Origin of the sequence: Bacillus sp. FSL K6-3176, assembly GCF_038003325.1 — a bacterium.
GTDB lineage: Bacteria > Bacillota > Bacilli > Bacillales > Bacillaceae > Bacillus > Bacillus altitudinis.
Genome location: NZ_JBBOOX010000001.1, coordinates 2,543,104 through 2,560,679 on the forward strand (window position 1 = coordinate 2,543,104; position 17,576 = coordinate 2,560,679).

Genomic DNA, 17,576 nt, shown 5'->3' on the forward strand with positions numbered 1-17,576 from the left:
TCCAATTAAAAATCGTTGTAAATGAATGATCCCGTATTTGCTGTATGGAATCCGTAAATAAAGAACAATAATAGCAAAATAAGTAAGTAAAAGCTTGTATATCCTATCCATTTTACAGACTTATTTTCTGATAGCTTTTTGAATAGCATATTGATAACCTCTTTTCTTTTGACACTTATAAAGACGCATGGATCATCAAAAGAGTTTCATATCAAAACATAAAAATTTTAAGAATTGATGAAAAAAAGATGTCCAAAGTATGAACGTGTCTTCAGGCAAAGCTGTCTTATTGTAACAAAGATTTAATGTAATTGAAATGAAATAGAAGCTTAAATTTGCCTTAAAATTGGTGAAAGCTGTCGAACAAACGCAAAAGCCACCTAGTTAGACTAGATGGCTTTGATGTTATTTACTTTTTATATTTATTCACTTCGAACATGAGAATGTTGTTGAATACCACATAGTCCTTTTTACTTTCAAAAGGACCTTTGTTGTTGTCATGCTCGTCAATTTCATAAAACCCAGGACCTTCGCCGGCATCACGTTTTTTGTACCAGGATAGAAAGGCGTTGACTTCTTTCATTGAAAGGTCATACTCTTTTTGCAAACCATTGACCATTGTGATGATGAGAAGAGCATCGCCGTCTTCATCTGTTTTATCGTCTTTTGGTGGTGTGGTTGGTTCTGGGTCTTTGTCGCCTGGGGTTTCTGTGTTGTTTTCTTGAGGTAATGCGTCTTTTAGAGAAAGTGATATGACAGATTTAAATTTTTCTCTTGCGCGAGGCATATCACCATTTGTGTTTTCTTCTCCCCCAATGATATAAAGATTATCATTGACAATAGCAGCGGAGTGTCCCTTTCTATAAAAGGTTTTAGGTGTTTGAACGCTATACCTTGTTCCTAAAATTACATCATGTACCGATAATCTAGCAGTTCCACCTGTAAGTAAAACTTTATTATTGTAAACAGCTGTCGCATAATACCCCGCTGACCAACCACCTTGCTTTTTCATCCACGTATCTGTGTCAGGATCGTATTCACCGATCATTTTATTTAAAGCCTCTGTCCCTCCAGATAAATATAACTTACCATCTATCTCATTTAACGTTCCGGCAGTCACAATATAATCTAAAGAACTTTTCTTTTCCCATTTTTTCGTGTCTAGGTCATAGCTGTATGTTTTCATTTGATAGTTACCCTCTTTTGCGACAACTAAAATTTTCCCTTTTACACTGCTCGCATATATTCTATATGGTGAGACTTTTGTTTCCAACGGAATATCTTCAAGCTTTTCCCACGAATCATTTTTAGTATTATAAACTTCTACTGTCTTTACTACTCCATCTGTAGACATTCCACCTATGACATATATTTGGTCATTTAAAATTGCCGTAGCAGCCCCATATCTAGGAGTTGGCATTGATGTTTTACTTGACCATTCATTTTTCTCAGGATCATAAACAAAAGTTTGATCTGCACCTTGTCGTTGAGTTGGCCCCTGACCTCCTATGATATATATCTTGCCGTCAACTACGCCACTACTAGCACCAACACGTGCCTCTGGCAAATCTGCTTGTTCTTTCCATTCTACTGTGTCTGCTTTTACTGAATGTAACGGATAAATTAATGACGAGATTAATAGGAAGAATATTAATCCTAATCTTTTCAAGAAAATCACTCCTTAAAATTGTGTACTCAACATTTATCGGTTTTTTCATGACTTTCTTCATACTTTTGTTATATTTTTAATAATTTAACACTTTATTATCTAATACCGATTCACTAATCGTTGTATGTTTATCTATTTTTCTTCCGTTCAACTTTTATTTATTTCAACTTTATCTCCTTCACGATTTCTATAAAGACACGATATTCAGAAACAAATAAAAAAACCCATAGTTTCATGGGTTTCTCATCAGTCCACTATAAGAAAATCCGTCACAAGACAAGCAGGATCCCCGTTTTCATCCAGCCCCCAAAAGCTTGAATACATCCCATCATCGAAGCCTGTTGTAAACATGGCAATGTCCACCTTGTCATGAAAACGGGTGACAAGCCAGTCCCAAGTGTGCTTGTAGTTTTGCTCAAGCGCTTCTGCAAATTCCTCATAAAAATAAAAATCACTGTCCTCTTTATAGCGCTTATCCTCATAAGCTTATAAATATAATGCAGCCTCAGCATCCATGAAACAGCCCATACCCGTTATTCCTCGAAGAACTCGTCTTTTTAGTTCCTGTACTGCTCTAGTGGCAAGCTCCCACTCTATTGCTTGCTGGTTTGTGTAATTGATAATCGCATAGGCGACACGTTCGTCACCGTTTTTCAACTGCTTCATAATAAGAAGAATAGGATATTTCCCTAGAGCAATTTTCTTGGTAAAAGATTGATCCCCTCTGAAACAAAAGAATCACAGGCAACGACTTGCCTCTTTGTGATCTCGATATACCCTACTTAGCAAGTAATTGCTCGCCTTCTGATTGCTTTTTGTCTCTCCATATTAATAATAGTAGGTTTGTTGGATTAATGTTGTACAAGTGATCATTCATTGAAACGTTTTCGCATACTTTTTACTTCGTGAATTGGAATAATTCACATTTTATTACATAGCCACCGGTAATAAGGAGTAATAAAATTTAAATCCTGAATTTTTTATAGTAAGTTGTCTTGCAAAAAAAGAACCTCGTACGAAATAAATAGAACAAATGAAGAAGATTGACCAGTTAATGATCTTTTCTTCATTTCTTCTCCTAAATACCCCTAGAATTTTTTTCCAAAAAAATATCCAATTTCAGTTTTTATTTGTTTATAATTTGGCTTTGAATCATAGAGACATTTAACGCGAACACTCGTCTGTCGTTTAATAATATTTAACAAGATTATTAAAAGTAAAAATCAATCATTTATTTAACATTAGATCATTTTCAATGTATTAGTTCCATTTGTTTTTTTTCATCTTGACGTTTTCTCTAACATATTCAACACGGGATTGGTCAATTATTAAACAAAAAAACTTGTAGACAAAGTCTACAAGTTGAAATAACTCTTTAAAAAGACTGTATTCTTTTAAAAATCTATGTTGTTCATAACTTTCTCTTTATCTAGAACTTTAATAATGTTAGTTGCAACTCTTTTTATGACAGGAACTGTTACAGAATTACCCGCTTGCTTGTATTTAGGTCCGTTAGCCATCTTTGCAGGAAATGTAAAATCTTTAGGAAATCCTTGCAAAAGCAAACACTCTTCTGGAGTCAATTTTCTAATATTATTTTGATAATCAAGTATCAGTGGTACATTGTGACCCCCAGTTCCCATATTAGCAGTGAGGGTCGGTGCAACATTACGTCTATTTTCCCGAACATAGACGCGTCTTAACTGATATGTTGTTTCTGTATTATGCATAGCTTCTTGTAACATTGGATAATACTGCGAAGCATCAGTATAATAATATTTATCTTCTAATTTATTATTTCTATCGATTATATTATTAAGATGGTTAGTTAAAGGTATTTTATCAGGAAATTCAAAACGTTCTGCTTGTCCAGCATCTTGAAACCCGACAATGAAAATTCGCTCTCTATTCTGAGGGACATTCCCGTGTTCCATAGAATTCAAAATTTCAGATTTTACTGTATAACCAAATGCCTCTAAGGCTTCTTTTATAATTTTATAAGTATTGCCTTTATCATGAGATTTTAAGTTTTTAACGTTTTCTAGCATTATTGCTTTTGGTAATTCTCCATGGACCTTTTCTTGGGCTTTTAACACTTCAATAATCTGAAAAAAAACATTTCCCCTTTCATCTTCAAAACCTTTTCGATATCCTGCTATTGAAAAGGCTTGGCAAGGAAATCCACCAATTAATATATCAAGCTTTGGAATAGCGGTCTTATCAACCTCTAATATGTTTCCTTCTTTCAAATAATCCTCACCGAAATTTTCCCTATATGTTATACAAGCATTTTTATCCATTTCATTTGCCCAAACAATATCAGCACCGGCTTGCTTAAAACCTAAACAAGTTCCACCAATACCAGCAAACATACTCCCTACTTTATAAGTCAATAAAATAACCTCCTACGAACACTAGTTTCACTAATGTAATCACATTTTATCACATCATAAAAAAGAATTAAATAAGATCTCATATTTAAGTGCCAAGTTTACTAAAAGAAAATAAAAAATTCACTTTAAGCAAACTTGTGATCATTTATCATATTCAAGGTGATACTATATACCAGCAAGGAGGTGGGAAGTTTTGGTCATATTTTTAGGAGACCGTATACAGAATGCAAGAGAATTAAAAGGATTGAACTCAAAACAGGCTTCTAAGTTATGCAACGTTGCACCTAGCACTTGGTCCCTCTATGAAAGTAACAAAAGAATACCCTCTGCGGAGGTTTTAAAACACATCGCAGAAAAACTAGAAGTGTCAGCGGACTATCTTTTAGGGTTAAAAGATGATTTAAAATAACGGAGGTAGAGAAATTATGTTATTTAACACGCAATCAGCCGAAAAGCAGAAGTTGTATATAAACATGTTAATGTCTGCTGGTGCACTGTCTAATCTTTTTTCGGATAATACTTCTCCCTATATTGTATCAAGAAATGTCGAGAACGCCTATTGTGAAGCTTTCGGTGCCGATAATTTAGGTAGATCTGATTGTTCTGCTGATGCTTCATTAGAGGGCATCGGTGTTGGCATAAAAACTTTTATTCATGGGAATGGCCGAACACTTCAAAAAGTTGCAGAGTTCAATAAAGATGCAGAACTTTATCGAAATAAAATGCCAAAAGAGTTGATAAATACTGTAGCTTTGCTACGTAATGAACGTATTGATTTTACAATGCGTACTTATGAGTTAAGCTCTATGATTTATCACTGCGTAACGAGAAAGCCAGGAAAAATCTTAGTATTTGAATTCACTATGGATAAAATTAATATTGATCATATTCGAAATGTTAGCTTAAGTAACAAGAACACTATTACGTTCGAGGACGGAATTAACGAGTACAGCTTCAACATTACTAAAAGTACTTTATATAAACGTTTTAACACGGTACAGCCTTTGGTAGAAATTGATGTTGATATCCTTGAAAATCCATACACTATCTTATCCAAATTAGTCAATGTCGTTTCATCAAAAGCTGGAGCCTACGAACCTACATCGTTAATCGGTAATAATACAGTAGAAGTGGAACTATTAGGTTTAGTGAAAGAAGACCTTGATTATCAGGACAAAAAAGAAATCTCTAAACCTGATTTTATAAGCTATGTAATTTTGCCACTATTCTCAGACCGTGGTAACAAACGTCACGTACCTGAGAAAAGTGGTCTAAATCAGTGGAATGCTAGCGGTAGGTCCCGTCATTATGATGAGGTATACATTCCGATTCCGAAGTGGATTCATGACGCGTTCCCCACTTTTTTCCCTAAGAGAGATGACCCCTTTAATTTAAGATTGCCAGATAAATCTCTGCTATCCGCAAAGGTTTGTCAGGATAATAGCAAAGCATTAATGTCAAATCCGAACAAAGATTTAGGTGAGTGGATGCTTCGCAAAGTATTAAATTTAAAGCCGGGAGAGCTATTAAATTTTGAATATCTGCAAGTTCTCGGTATTGATTCTGTTATTGTCTATAAACATTCTAAGAAACACTTCTCAATAGAATTTTGTGACATCGGGAGTTACGATGATTTTCAAAGCGAATGGAAAAAACATAAGTGAAAAGACTACTAATTAGACTAACTCTTGTTAAGTAAACAAATATGAAATGGAAGATGCCAGTGAAGTTATTTCTTCGAGAATGAGTGCTATAATGTTTTTTGATATAATTGTGTTTATTGTAATCCTGATCAGAAAGAAAAATTGCTCCTTTAACGATCATTTAGGATATCAAACTGTCTCAGTGCAGATACAGTTTTAAATAATAATCTGTCTCTTCTTAAACACACTTTTAAGAATGGACTCAGGAGTTTTCAAGGTTTAGACATGCATACTTTCACACTAGGTTTAAAAACCGTTTTTTCTAATAAGCGCACTTCGCTGTATGATAGTTTTTATTTCTTCCAATTATTGAACAAATAAAAACTATCTTGCTCCAATTGATCACAATCTTCAAAGAAACAAAAAGATGCTTTTAAAATTCTTAAAAAAATGTAATTTTTGTTTAATAACTAATATCAATTTTCCAAAAAATATATCAAATATTTTTTTTATTGTTGTGTAATAAAAATAAAGCCTTTTAGATAATAATTTTGCCACTTTATCTTCCGTTTTTGTATGCTTAGGAGTGAACTAATCAATTATGAAAATAGGATTTTTTGTCAACAAAAAACGCCTCCTACATCGTTAATGAAATCGGTTCAAAATTGCGTCGATTTTTAAAATTGACCGATACATTGACCGTTTCATTTAACGAGTAGAAAGCGTGTTATGACGGGCTTTGACGCCCATTTACGATACGTCCCAGGAGAGATTCGAACTCCCGACCGACGGCTTAGAAGGCCGTTGCTCTATCCTGCTGAGCTACTGGGACATGTTGTTATGTAGTGTGCTTTGGCGTATTACCTCAGCGACAAGATTTATTATATTACTATTGTTCTTTAAAGTCAACGGTTTTTCGAAAGTTTTTTCATAAGGGGCAAATGCTGCACCCTTATGAAATACCTTCCAATGTGACAGTGTTTTCGAGGTCTTGTATGACGTGACCTTCGTCCGTGAAAAACTGTACGTTTGCTTCGCTTCCATCTAGTGTCAGTATAGCATAGCTGCGCTCTTTGCGCACTCTTGGCAGGTGCACGCTGCCTGGGTTAATGAGGAGTTTTCCTCTTAGCAGTTCACTGCCAGGGATGTGCGAGTGGCCAAAGCAGATAATGTCTGCGCCTAGCTCTTCTGCACGGTAGTAGACTTGGAGCAAGGATTGTTTGATGCCATGCAGATGTCCGTGGGTGAGAAATAGTTTTCCGCCTCCATCCAGTGGGAGCAGGAGTTCTTCTTCAAAATCGCCCATAAAGTCACAATTTCCTTTGACGACTTTGTATCCTTCGAGTGCTGGGTGGTTCGTTTCGAGTTCTGAATCTCCGCAGTGAATCATCATGTCCACTTCAGCCGCATGCCGTTTAGCAATGGTTTGAAGTTCGTCTGTGAGTCCATGACTGTCACTAATGATGAGTATCTTCATGGCTTCATTCCCCCTTATTCATTTGCGTCTAGCAGTGATGAAAGCTTTTGAAGCGCGACCGCTCGATGGCTGATCTTGTTTTTTTCCTCTGGTGATAACTCGGCCATCGTCTGGTCTTTGTCTTTGACGATGAAAATCGGGTCGTATCCGAAGCCGTTTTCGCCGATCGGTTCTTCTGCGATAAAGCCTTCTACTGATCCTTCTACCGTTTGAGTCTCTTTGCCCGGTATACTGACAGCCAGGGCACATCTAAATCTAGCAGTGCGGTCTTCTTTTTCAATGCCTTGCAGCTCATTTAGCACCTTTTCCACGTTCTCAGCATCGTCTTTATGCTCGCCCGCATACCTCGCTGAATAGACTCCAGGCTTTCCGCCAAGGTAATCAATCGACAGACCCGAGTCGTCTGCAATCACCATTTCACCTGCTTTGGCTTGAATGGCCTCGGCTTTGATGATCGCATTTTCTTCAAAGGTATGTCCTGTTTCTTCAATCTCTTCCGTAAATCCGATGTCCGCTAGTGTTTTGACCGTGAATCCTTTTGGCTCAAGAATGGCTTTGAATTCTCTCGCTTTGCCCGCATTGTGCGTTGCGATGATGGCAGTTTTCATCCTGATCAAACCCTTCTCTTTATTCGGTAACTTCTCCTGTCACTGCTTTTTGCTTTTCAATTAATTCTTTGATGCCTTTTTCGGCTAAATCAAGCAGTCCGTTTAGTTGTTCTCTTGAGAATGTCGCTTCTTCGCCGGTGCCTTGAAGTTCAACAAAGCGTCCAGCACCTGTCATGATGACATTCATATCCACTTCAGCTGAAGAATCTTCTTCATAATTTAAATCTAACAGAAGTCCCTGTTTAGAATCAATTCCGACGGATATCGCGGCTAAATAATCAGTGATCGGATTTTCTTTCAAAACGCCTTCTGATTGAAGCTTTTGAATCGCTAGTGTCATGGCCACAAATGCACCTGTAATAGATGCTGTGCGTGTGCCGCCGTCTGCTTGAATGACATCACAATCAATCCAAATGGTGCGTTCACCAAGCTTTTCTAAGTCAACGACTGCGCGCAGAGCTCGTCCAATTAAACGCTGGATTTCCATTGTACGTCCTGTGACTTTTCCTTTAGATGATTCTCTTATCGTTCTTTGAGCCGTTGCTCTTGGAAGCATGCTATATTCTGCTGTAATCCAGCCTTTTCCTTCTCCTCTTAAAAAAGGAGGTACGCGGTCCTCGATAGATGCGTTACAAATCACCTTCGTATTTCCCGCTGAGATTAAGACAGAGCCTTCTGGATGCGTAATGTAGCCTGCCTGTATTTCAATTTTTCTTAATTCGTCGTATTGTCTTTCATCTAATCTCATGTTTTACCTCCGTTACAATATACATTCCGCGCGGGTGTCAGCGTGGTTCTCCTATTAACTTTGACAACCTCGATCCGTTCTAATCGCTTGGAATAAAAAAGAGGCAGCGAATGTGCATGCCTCTTTTTCTCCATTATATCAATGTGTGACGTTAAAAACTACCTGTATTCACTTGTTCTGGTCTTGAAACTGGCTTTGTGAGTTCTGTTCCTTTTTCGTTCACAAGCTCTGCCTTTCCGTTTACCTTCACTGACACGCTTTTCACATCTGGCAGCTCTGTTAATGTCAGCACAATGCTATCAAGAACTTTTTGTGAAATGACCTTTTTCTTTTCATCTGCACTGCCAAAAATGGATTCATTGAAATCTAGTGTCACATGACCGTCTTTTACTTTCGGGACATCATTCAGCTTCACATCTTGATCAAAGTCTGTCAGCAATTGGCTTGTTTTGCTTGGCCCAGAGACGAGCCCCTCAATGGCTGCTGTAATTGGATCATCATCCTCTTTTGGTGCTCTTTTGGTCACCGGGACATAGTACGTCTGTTCATCAGATTCAGCTAAATAGTAGACGGTCACAGGCTTTGTTGATGTCATATCAGCCGCAGCCTCGTGCTGAATATTAATGCCGTCCTCTCTGCTTAAATCATCTGAAATCGGCGTCCCATTCACAGGCATCTCTTTTAATTCATGGCCATTCATCTTTAATTTGACTTTCGCTACTGAATCAAACTGCGTTAATGTCCAAGTGACCGATTGCAAAATGCGCTGTTCGTCTTCTTTTTTATAGTTTTTGAATTCATTTGAGAAATCCACAACCGCGGTGCCATCTTTAATATCGACAGATACGCTCGTGTCCGCCGGCAGCACGGCTCTGAATCCATTTGGCATCAGGTTAGAAATCGGTCCCCCGTCTACGAGGTATTCAAGTGTTTGTTTCGCACTTCCTTCGTTTTTCGGCAGCGGAATGGATTGAGACACAACATACCCATTTTTATCAATTAAATATAATTCTCTCATGACGGTATCTGCTTGCTTCTCTTCTTTTCCTTCTTTCGCTGTTTGTTTCTCTTCTTTATTTTCTTTCACAAACGTGACATTTTGTGGTGGATCAATCTCTGTTTTCGCTTGGTCTGTTTGAAACAATCCGCATCCTGATAAAAGCATGGCTGACGCAATACACGTAACAGCTGCTGTAGTTCCTTTTTTCAGCATACTTCACCCTCCTCTAGTGGTTTGTACTAGTATGTATACGAGCTCCCTCAGAGGATTAGACCCTTTTCATAAAAAAATAACCCACTTCCATGAGAAGTAGGTTATTGCTGATATACGTGTTCAAGCGAAACCGTTTCGACCTTCCCTGGCAGGTAGCCGAACCAGTCTTGAGCGATATTTTGAAAGTTTTGCTGCTCCCCTGTTGTATAAAAAGTATGAACAGGCTCTTCCTGCGAATCATTTAACAGCCCTTTATATGAAAGAATTGTGCTCGCTTCTCTCGCTGTTTCGTCTCCTGAAGAAATGATGTTGACGCCACTGCCCATAAAGCGCTGAATCGGTTCTTTTAAAATCGGGTAGTGCGTGCAACCAAGAATGAGCGTATCAATGCCTTTTTCTTTCATCGGTTCAAGAGAAGCTTTTACGACTTCATCTGCTGTATGATCCAAAAACGTACCGCTTTCCACAAACGGCACCAGCATTGGACATGCCAGACTTTGAACAGTTAGTCCTGCTTTTAAAGAAAGCAGTGCTTCTTTATAGGCCTCACTTTTGATCGTATTGGCTGTGCCGATGACACCAATATGCTGATTGTTTGTGACCTTGATCGCTGTGCGGGCTCCGGGCTGGATCACGCCAATGACCGGGATATCAAGTGTTGCTTTAATTTCATCAAGTGCTATCGCCGTCGCAGTGTTACACGCAATGACTAGCATTTTAATATGGTGATGTCTTAATAGGTAGTGCGCCATTTCCCATGTATATTGAAGAACCTCTTCTTCTGCTCGAGGGCCGTATGGACATCGTTTTGTGTCGCCTACATAAATAATCTTTTCTTTTGGCAGTTGTCTCATGATTTCCTTCGCAACGGTTAAACCGCCTACGCCGGAATCAATCACGCCGATTGGTTGATCCAACAAAATCGCCTCATTTTCTTTTCATTTGCTGCTGTAGTTTCGTTAAAGATTGGTTGAAAACGATGGCTTCTTCTTCTGAGAAAGCCCCTAGAAGTTCACTGACGTATTCTTGGCGTTTGACAATCACTTCTTGAATGATCCGCTCACCTTCAGGCAATAAATGAATGCGAACCACGCGGCGGTCAGACGGATCTTTCACCCGTTCAACAAGTTCACTTTTTTCCATTCGATCAATTAAATCGGTTGTCGTGCTGCAAGCCAAATACATCTTTTGTGATAGCTCACCTATTGTCATATCTCCGAATTCATAAAGCCACTGAAGCCCTACAAATTGAGGAGGTGTAATCGTATATTGATTCAGGATTTCTCTGCCTTTTTGCTTAATGATTGCAGCAATATGGCGCAATGATTTTTCAATTTCTGCAACATGGCCTGACTCATTCGTTTCCATTTCATTGATACCTCACTATAGCATCTCACTTTGATTAAAACGTACATTCCTATTTTCCTCGTTTTTCAATGAAATTGCAAGAAGAGACTCATGGAAACCATATAGAAATAACCGGCTCCTCCCTGGTGCGGAAGGAAAACCGGCTGACGTTAGAGCTCTAGCTCACCCATACGCAGAAGCTCGACTACGGCCTGTGAACGACCTTTGACTCCTAGCTTTTGCATGGCATTCGAAATATGATTTCGAACAGTCTTTTCGCTAATAAAAAGCTCGCTTGCAATTTCTTTTGTTGTTTTATCTTGGACGAGCAATTCGAATACTTCTCTTTCTCTTTTGGTTAATAGCGGCTTGGATTGAAACTCTTTCTCCTTCAAGTATTGTAACCCTCCTTGCTAAGGTGAGAGCTCTAGTCTCTATAGAATGGGATTCTGTATAGTCGAGATATCATATGCCGGGTACTTGAGGTAGGTGACGTTAAAATCGAGAATTCCCGCAGATGAGCGTCCAATTTCCTCCCCTTCAAACCGCACAAAAAAGGACGAGTCCCCTATAGAGACATCGTCCTTGATCAAACAAGCTTTTAAAATATCGAAATGGCTCCTGTTAAAAGAGCAATAAGTGTTGTAAACAGGGCTGTGAGTACGGTCCATAACAGTGCGTACTTTTGCAAATCACCTATATCTTTATTCAGCATACTCACAAGTAGTAATGTGGAAGCCACAAGCGGACTCAGTAAATGGACAGGCTGTCCGATTATAGAGGCGCGCGCAATTTCTACTGGATCAATTCCGTAAGCTGCGCCGGCTTCAGCTAAGATTGGCAGCACCCCGAAATAATACGCATCATTTGAAAGAACAAATGTAAATGGCATACTCGTCAAAGCGACAATGAGCGGAAAAAATGAGCTGTATGAATCTGGAATCATGTAAATGACCAAGTTAGCAATGGACTCCACCATTTTTGTTCCCGAAAAAATGCCTGTGAAAATTCCTGCTGCAAACACAAGGGTAATGACCGTTAAGGCATTTCCTGCATGCGATAAAATCCGCTCGCGCTGATCTTCCACTTTTGGATAGTTGATCATAAGCGCAATGACAAAGCCAATGAGAAAGAGTACAGGAATCGGTACGATATCCAATACAAGTGTGACCATGACAGCAATCGTCAGGAAGAAGTTGACCCAAATCAGGTTTGGTCTCTTCATATCTGCAACGCCATCTTCAATTGATGCCGCCAATTCAGGAGAGATCGAGACCTCTTCTTTATACTGAATCTCGGCAACCCCAATGCGCTTCCGTTCTTTTTTTCCAAGAACATACGCTGTAAAAAGGATAAAAAGACCGCCCCCTATCATCGTCGGGAGTAATGGAATGAAGAATTCCGCTGCATCTAAACCAAGTGCAGCAATCGCACGAGTAGCTGGACCGCCCCAAGGCGTCATTCCACTCATAATGCCTAGTGATAATAATGAAATCGTCCCTAAAATCAGTGGGTTCATCCCAATTCTTAAGAAAAGTGGCAACATAGCTGATACGGTAATCATGTACGTTGTCGTTCCATCACCATCTAATGCAACAAGCATAGACAAAATCGCTACCCCAAAAGCAATTTTGACCGGATCACCTTTCACAAGACGTAAAATCAGTTTGATCAATGGGTCAAACAATCCAGCATCCAGCATGACACCGAAGAATAAGATGGCAAATAACAATAAAGCAGCAGATGGTGCAACGGTCTTGAGTCCATCAAGCATCATGTCCCCTAATCCGCTGTAAAATCCACCGATTAATGCAAAGATGATTGGCACAACGGTTAGAGCCACCACCGGATGCATACGTTTTGTCATAATAAGAAATGTAAAAGTCACGACCATCAAGATCCCTAAAATAGCTAGCACTTCATATCCCTCCATCCTCTTCTGTACACGATCCACAAGCGCCCCTTTTGCACTTGCGGCCCGAAATGTTAGCGCTTTCTATTTCAAGGATATAATAGCTTTTTTTATAATGAAAATATCGATTTTTTCGTCTATTCAATAAATTTTTTTTATAATTAGCCTTGCTGACTTCTTAAAAACTCAATGAATGCTTTCACAACAGACAAATGAAGCGAATCCGGCTGGTACATGAGCCATGTATCTCTTAAAACAGGCTGTCCATCTTTATACGAAAGACCTTTTACAAATAGCTCATCACTTGGTCTGAGGCAAATTTCCGGGACAATGGCATAACCTAAACCATGCTTCACCATCTCTTTTGATGTATCTTGCCTGTCTGTCTCCATTGTCACAAGCGGAGGCATCGTGAATGTCTCCTGCCACCATCTGTTAATCAATCGTTTTAATGAACTATCCGTGTGATAGTCAATGAGCGGCAGCTTCGGTAGGTCCTTTAGCTGTATTTCTGATTTTGAAATGATACAAAGGCGTTCTTTATCAAGCAAAAATCGCTCTCCATTCCAGTCGTAATCTCCTCTTAAAATGCCTAAATGTACACTTGATGTCCCTAATAAATCCATGACTTTTGTGCTCCATCCTGTGTTCACCATAAATTGAACATGTGGATACTGCTTAGAAAACTCTCTTAAAATTTCCGGCAGTTTATATTGAGCAAAGTTACTCGACACCCCTAGCCTGATCGTTCCTTTGACCTTTTTTTGCATATTGAGCATGCCATCTTTCGTTTGCTGGAGCTGCTTGAGCATGTCATTTGCGTATTTAGCCAAGTATTCGCCCTCTGATGTAAATTCAATGCCTCGTTTTCTTTTAAAGAAAAGCTTCATGTCAAATTCCTCTTCAAGCTGTTTCAATCGATAACTTAAGGCAGGCTGCGAGACAAATAATTTTTCTGCCGCTTTTGTGATGTTCTTCTCTTCATATAGCACCTTTAAAAACCGCCAGTCTTTCTCATCCATTGTGTGCCCTCCTTTTGACCTTGTTATAAAAATATTTTATTAGTTTCTCTTAAAATAATGTATTTAACTTATTTCTTATTATACTTTACCATTTTGATTAGATAAATAGTAACTAAACAATTGAGGGTGAGAGCAATGAGAAAAGTTCCAATCACAATCATGCGAGGCGGTACAAGCAAAGGGGTCTTCATTCAAGCCAATGATGCACCTTACGAACACGATGAACTCGAAGCATTTCTATTAGACATTATGGGCAGCCCTGACCGGCTGCAAGTTGATGGAATCGGGGGCGGTAATTCTTTAACAAGTAAGGTGGCCATTATCGATAAAGCCACTCGTCCAGATGTGGATGTGAACTATACGTTTGCACAAGTCAGCATCAATGAAAGATTTGTCGACTTTAAAGGAAACTGTGGGAATATCTCATCAGCAGTTGGACCGTATGCCATCATTAAAGGACTTGTCCAAGCAGTTGAGCCTGTCACAACAGTACGTATTCTGAATACCAACACGAATAAAATCATTGTGGCAGAGGTAGAAGTCGAGAACGGAGAAGTAAAATTTGAAGGACAGGCAGAAATTCCAGGAGTGAAAGGAACAGGATCTCCCATTTATTTATCCTTTGAGAAACCTGAAGGCGCTGTCACAGGTAAAACCTTTCCGACTGGAAACAAAATGGATACGATCCAGACAAAGTTTGGAGAGATTCCGATCTCAATCGTTGACATTGCAAATCCAATCGCCTTTGTCCGTGCCAAAGATATTCAATTAAAAGGAACTGAATTGCCTGAGGAGTTTACAGACGAATTGCTGGATGATTTAGAAGAGATTCGTTCCATCGCTGCTGAAATGTGCCACTTTGCACCAAAAGAACTGGCCACATTACAGTCTCCAGCTGTTCCTAAGCTTGCAATTATTAGCGAGCCTGCTGATTATGTAGATACAAATGGAATATTGAGAAGAGCAGCAGATATGGACATCATCGTTCGGATGCTATCGATGCAAAGACCGCACCAAGCACTTGCCATTACCGGATCTGTCTGTGTGTCAGCCAGCTGTTTCATGGATCAAACGCTTCCAGCTCAGCTGTTTCAAGGAAAAGATGACACCCTCCGTATTGGGCATCCTGCTGGTATTATGCAAACTGAAATTGATATCTCACAAAATAGAGTGAAAGTCATTCGAACCGCAAGAGAAATTCTAGATGGAGTGGTCTTTACAAAACAAGACTACATGGTTCAACCTCAAATAAAAAGAGAAGCATAAATGAGACGTCATCTTGTCGACAAAGAGCTAAAATGAACTGATTTTAGCTCTTTGTCTTTTTTTCAGTGTGAAGATCTTAAAGCAATCCGTTCTAACATCGAATGCAACGGTTTGTCTACACACTCATCGAACGAGAAATTGTCTACTTGGGCGGTGCATCAATATCTCCTGCTGAATGGGCTTTTATATGTCCTTGATCATCTTTTAACTGAATATGACCATATCGGTTCACACCACAGCAAATCCCTTCCTGCCATGTTTGCTTTTCACGATCTAATGAAATACGAAGCGGTTGATTTAGCCGATATAATCGTTTGTTATAAAGGGCAGTGAGGGCTTCAAATCCTTCCATTTGCCAGCGTGCATGGTATTTTTCAAAGGCCGCTTCCAAATCTTTCACTAGCTGGTCGGCTTTCACCTCAGTGAGTTCTGATAGGCAAACGGTTTTATACGGAACGTGCTCCGGTTTTGTCTCTACATTGATGCCCACACCGATGTAAATGGCGCTGCGGTCTGCTTCAATTAATGTGCCAGATACTTTCGCTTCATTAATCAATAGATCATTTGGCCATTTGATTGCCAGCTGATCCTCTGCTCTCATGAGTGGTTTGAGTACATCATAAATCGCAAGTGCCGTCAGCGGGGCAATCGTTGATTGGGTGGAGATATCTACTGGCGGTTTTACTGTCATCGTGACAGCTACATTCCCTGTAGGCGTTTCCCATGGTCTGCCAAGCCTGCCTCTACCTGCTGTCTGCTGCCGGGCATATACGGCAAAAGAAGGGGTTTCTCCTTGCTGAATAAGCCTTTTCGCTTCATTATTTGTACTATCAATGGTGTCGTATTGAAAGATCTTCATGTGCTCTCCTTTGTTTCTTCTTCATTATGATTCTTTTATTATAACAAAATGAAACATGTGACCGTGATTCTTTAATGTCGCTGGGCCTGAAAAGTCTCTTTTTCCTCTTCTGTAAACGGTACAGGGGCACCGGTGTCTTTACTTATTTGCACCATAGTGACTGAGCCTGTAAAACACGGTTCTTGCTGTTCATTTTCTCCTAAATAATGAAGGATAAGAGAGCTTGATCCAACCTTTTCTGGCTTTACATACACACGCAGCCTCTCACCGATTTCCACTTGCTTGATGTAATCACATTGAAGGTTTGCCACGACCGTAATCGTCTCTCTCGCTCGCTTCATTCGCTTATCTACAATTCCCGTTTTTTGAAAGAAGGCAATCCGCGCCTCTTCAAAATACACAAACGGGGTGACATTGTTCATGTGACCAAACATATCCGTTTCTGAAAAACGGACGGTTGTTTCCACATAAAATCGAAACGATGCCCTCCACTCTTCAAACGGTTCTTCAATATATGACGGCAGCCTCATTTGATCCACTCCTTATTCGCAAACAAAACGCCTCTCCCGTATTGGAAGAGGCGTTTGTTATGTTTTTGCATCCAGCCTCTTGTAAACACTCATCATGATTGGCAAGGAGGACTGAATGTAATGTTATTCTGCGTGATCGCTTCCGAAGAAGTTACGGAAAGCTTGTAATGTTGTATCTCGGTTAAGTGCTGCAATTGATGTTGTGAGCGGGATTCCTTTCGGACAAGCCTGCACACAGTTTTGAGAGTTCCCGCAGTTTGCGAGACCGCCATCACCCATAATTTCTTCTAAACGGTCAGACTTATTCATTGCACCTGTCGGATGTGCGTTAAATAGACGAACTTGTGAAAGCGGTGCAGGGCCCATAAAGGAAGACTTATCATTCACGTTTGGACAAGCTTCAAGGCAGACACCACATGTCATACACTTCGAAAGCTCATACGCCCATTGACGCTTTTTCTCAGGCATTCTTGGTCCAGGTCCAAGATCATATGTGCCATCGATCGGCACCCATGCTTTGACTTTTTTCAATGAATTGAACATACGGCTTCTATCAACCTGCAAGTCTCTCACAACCGGGAACGTTTTCATCGGCTGAAGACGGATCGGCTGATCTAACTGATCGATCAGTGCTGTACAAGACTGGCGAGGCTTTCCATTAATGACCATGGAACAAGCGCCACATACTTCTTCAAGACAGTTCATGTCCCAGTTGATCGCCGTTGTTTTTTCACCTTTTTTATTGACCGGATTACGTCTGATTTCCATGAGTGCAGAAATGACGTTCATATTCGGACGGTAAGGGATTTCGAATTCCTCATCATAAGGCTTGCCATCTGCTGTATCTTGACGTGTGATAATAAATTGAATCGTGTTTTTTTCACTCATC

Annotated in this window: 18 protein-coding genes, 1 tRNA gene and 1 pseudogene; 3 read left to right on the forward strand and 17 right to left on the reverse strand. The window is 39.6% G+C overall.

What is annotated here, in order from left to right; genetic code table 11:
- Nucleotides 1–5: 5 nt before the first annotated feature.
- The 4 genes and pseudogenes from MHB38_RS13250 to MHB38_RS13265 form a co-directional block, all read right to left on the reverse strand.
- Nucleotides 6–155 (reverse strand): teichoic acid D-Ala incorporation-associated protein DltX, encoded by a 150-nt coding sequence (locus tag MHB38_RS13250; protein ID WP_024427820.1) that lies wholly within the window; start codon nucleotides 153–155, stop codon nucleotides 6–8.
- A 254-nt stretch (nucleotides 156–409) separates the two neighbouring features.
- A complete protein-coding gene (locus tag MHB38_RS13255) occupies nucleotides 410–1,669 on the reverse strand; it encodes a Kelch repeat-containing protein (protein WP_116307241.1) in 1,260 nt (419 codons plus the stop codon).
- 246 nt (nucleotides 1,670–1,915) lie between these two features.
- Nucleotides 1,916–2,374: pseudogene (locus tag MHB38_RS13260) on the reverse strand (DUF4241 domain-containing protein); the annotation flags it as partial.
- 689 nt (nucleotides 2,375–3,063) lie between these two features.
- Complete coding sequence (locus MHB38_RS13265) at nucleotides 3,064–4,068, reverse strand: DNA cytosine methyltransferase (protein WP_202734720.1); 1,005 nt, start codon at nucleotides 4,066–4,068, stop codon at nucleotides 3,064–3,066.
- A gap of 187 nt (nucleotides 4,069–4,255) precedes the next feature.
- Here MHB38_RS13265 and MHB38_RS13270 point away from each other — a divergent pair, with 187 nt between their 5' ends.
- Nucleotides 4,256–4,471, forward strand: a complete 216-nt coding sequence (locus tag MHB38_RS13270; RefSeq protein ID WP_135226641.1) for a helix-turn-helix domain-containing protein — start codon at nucleotides 4,256–4,258, stop codon at nucleotides 4,469–4,471.
- Nucleotides 4,472–4,487: 16 nt separating this feature from the next.
- Entirely contained in the window at nucleotides 4,488–5,726 is a 1,239-nt protein-coding gene (locus MHB38_RS13275) for an NgoFVII family restriction endonuclease (RefSeq protein ID WP_135226640.1), read from the forward strand.
- Nucleotides 5,727–6,463: 737 nt separating this feature from the next.
- On the opposite strand, the gene MHB38_RS13280 is transcribed toward MHB38_RS13275, so the two are convergent.
- The 10 genes from MHB38_RS13280 to MHB38_RS13325 all read right to left on the reverse strand — a co-directional run bounded on the left by MHB38_RS13280 (nucleotide 6,464) and on the right by MHB38_RS13325 (nucleotide 14,032).
- Nucleotides 6,464–6,537 (reverse strand) — tRNA-Arg (locus MHB38_RS13280).
- 120 nt (nucleotides 6,538–6,657) lie between these two features.
- The gene (locus MHB38_RS13285) at nucleotides 6,658–7,182 is read right to left on the reverse strand and encodes a YfcE family phosphodiesterase (RefSeq protein ID WP_008345914.1); all 525 of its coding nucleotides are present in this window, start codon (nucleotides 7,180–7,182) and stop codon (nucleotides 6,658–6,660) included.
- Between the two features lie 14 nt (nucleotides 7,183–7,196).
- Nucleotides 7,197–7,799: an XTP/dITP diphosphatase gene (locus MHB38_RS13290; RefSeq protein ID WP_202734306.1), complete on the reverse strand. Its 603-nt coding sequence runs from the start codon at nucleotides 7,797–7,799 to the stop codon at nucleotides 7,197–7,199.
- Nucleotides 7,800–7,809: 10 nt separating this feature from the next.
- Nucleotides 7,810–8,538, reverse strand: a complete 729-nt coding sequence (gene rph, locus MHB38_RS13295; RefSeq protein WP_060781252.1) for a ribonuclease PH — start codon at nucleotides 8,536–8,538, stop codon at nucleotides 7,810–7,812.
- A 151-nt stretch (nucleotides 8,539–8,689) separates the two neighbouring features.
- The gene (locus MHB38_RS13300) at nucleotides 8,690–9,751 is read right to left on the reverse strand and encodes a GerMN domain-containing protein (RefSeq protein WP_341003652.1); all 1,062 of its coding nucleotides are present in this window, start codon (nucleotides 9,749–9,751) and stop codon (nucleotides 8,690–8,692) included.
- Between the two features lie 101 nt (nucleotides 9,752–9,852).
- Nucleotides 9,853–10,671 carry a glutamate racemase gene (gene racE, locus MHB38_RS13305; RefSeq protein ID WP_273542933.1) on the reverse strand — a complete coding sequence of 273 codons (819 nt, stop codon included), beginning with the start codon at nucleotides 10,669–10,671 and terminating at the stop codon, nucleotides 9,853–9,855.
- A 7-nt stretch (nucleotides 10,672–10,678) separates the two neighbouring features.
- Nucleotides 10,679–11,119 (reverse strand): MarR family winged helix-turn-helix transcriptional regulator, encoded by a 441-nt coding sequence (locus MHB38_RS13310; protein ID WP_007501606.1) that lies wholly within the window; start codon nucleotides 11,117–11,119, stop codon nucleotides 10,679–10,681.
- A 149-nt stretch (nucleotides 11,120–11,268) separates the two neighbouring features.
- Nucleotides 11,269–11,493, reverse strand: coding sequence for a spore germination transcription factor GerE (gerE, locus tag MHB38_RS13315; RefSeq protein WP_003184172.1), 225 nt, complete (start codon nucleotides 11,491–11,493; stop codon nucleotides 11,269–11,271).
- A 206-nt stretch (nucleotides 11,494–11,699) separates the two neighbouring features.
- The gene (locus MHB38_RS13320; protein WP_017358236.1) at nucleotides 11,700–13,016 is read right to left on the reverse strand and encodes a CitMHS family transporter; all 1,317 of its coding nucleotides are present in this window, start codon (nucleotides 13,014–13,016) and stop codon (nucleotides 11,700–11,702) included.
- 155 nt (nucleotides 13,017–13,171) lie between these two features.
- Nucleotides 13,172–14,032 carry a LysR family transcriptional regulator gene (locus tag MHB38_RS13325; protein ID WP_007501609.1) on the reverse strand — a complete coding sequence of 287 codons (861 nt, stop codon included), beginning with the start codon at nucleotides 14,030–14,032 and terminating at the stop codon, nucleotides 13,172–13,174.
- Nucleotides 14,033–14,167: 135 nt separating this feature from the next.
- Between MHB38_RS13325 and MHB38_RS13330 the strand changes: the two genes are divergently transcribed.
- Complete coding sequence (locus tag MHB38_RS13330) at nucleotides 14,168–15,298, forward strand: 2-methylaconitate cis-trans isomerase PrpF family protein (RefSeq protein ID WP_060832540.1); 1,131 nt, start codon at nucleotides 14,168–14,170, stop codon at nucleotides 15,296–15,298.
- Nucleotides 15,299–15,440: 142 nt separating this feature from the next.
- Here the strand turns inward: MHB38_RS13330 and MHB38_RS13335 are convergent, their stop codons facing one another.
- The 3 genes from MHB38_RS13335 to sdhB all read right to left on the reverse strand — a co-directional run bounded on the left by MHB38_RS13335 (nucleotide 15,441) and on the right by sdhB (nucleotide 17,575).
- A complete protein-coding gene (locus tag MHB38_RS13335) occupies nucleotides 15,441–16,157 on the reverse strand; it encodes a biotin--[acetyl-CoA-carboxylase] ligase (RefSeq protein WP_202734305.1) in 717 nt (238 codons plus the stop codon).
- A 71-nt stretch (nucleotides 16,158–16,228) separates the two neighbouring features.
- Nucleotides 16,229–16,687 carry an acyl-CoA thioesterase gene (locus MHB38_RS13340; RefSeq protein ID WP_007501614.1) on the reverse strand — a complete coding sequence of 153 codons (459 nt, stop codon included), beginning with the start codon at nucleotides 16,685–16,687 and terminating at the stop codon, nucleotides 16,229–16,231.
- A gap of 123 nt (nucleotides 16,688–16,810) precedes the next feature.
- Entirely contained in the window at nucleotides 16,811–17,575 is a 765-nt protein-coding gene (sdhB, locus tag MHB38_RS13345; protein WP_017358239.1) for a succinate dehydrogenase iron-sulfur subunit, read from the reverse strand.
- Between the last annotated feature and the right edge of the window lies 1 nt (nucleotide 17,576).

Excerpts from the sequence above, each read along its gene's own strand:
- MHB38_RS13340 (WP_007501614.1), bottom strand. The coding sequence starts at position 16,687 with ATGAGGCTGCCGTCATATATTGAAGAACCGTTTGAAGAGTGGAGGGCA.
- MHB38_RS13310 (WP_007501606.1), bottom strand. The coding sequence starts at position 11,119 with ATGGAAACGAATGAGTCAGGCCATGTTGCAGAAATTGAAAAATCATTG.
- sdhB (WP_017358239.1), bottom strand. The coding sequence starts at position 17,575 with ATGAGTGAAAAAAACACGATTCAATTTATTATCACACGTCAAGATACA.
- MHB38_RS13325 (WP_007501609.1), bottom strand. The coding sequence starts at position 14,032 with ATGGATGAGAAAGACTGGCGGTTTTTAAAGGTGCTATATGAAGAGAAG.
- MHB38_RS13275 (WP_135226640.1), top strand. The coding sequence starts at position 4,488 with ATGTTATTTAACACGCAATCAGCCGAAAAGCAGAAGTTGTATATAAAC.
- rph (WP_060781252.1), bottom strand. The coding sequence starts at position 8,538 with ATGAGATTAGATGAAAGACAATACGACGAATTAAGAAAAATTGAAATA.
- MHB38_RS13330 (WP_060832540.1), top strand. The coding sequence starts at position 14,168 with ATGAGAAAAGTTCCAATCACAATCATGCGAGGCGGTACAAGCAAAGGG.
- MHB38_RS13300 (WP_341003652.1), bottom strand. The coding sequence starts at position 9,751 with ATGCTGAAAAAAGGAACTACAGCAGCTGTTACGTGTATTGCGTCAGCC.
- MHB38_RS13335 (WP_202734305.1), bottom strand. The coding sequence starts at position 16,157 with ATGAAGATCTTTCAATACGACACCATTGATAGTACAAATAATGAAGCG.
- MHB38_RS13285 (WP_008345914.1), bottom strand. The coding sequence starts at position 7,182 with ATGAAGATACTCATCATTAGTGACAGTCATGGACTCACAGACGAACTT.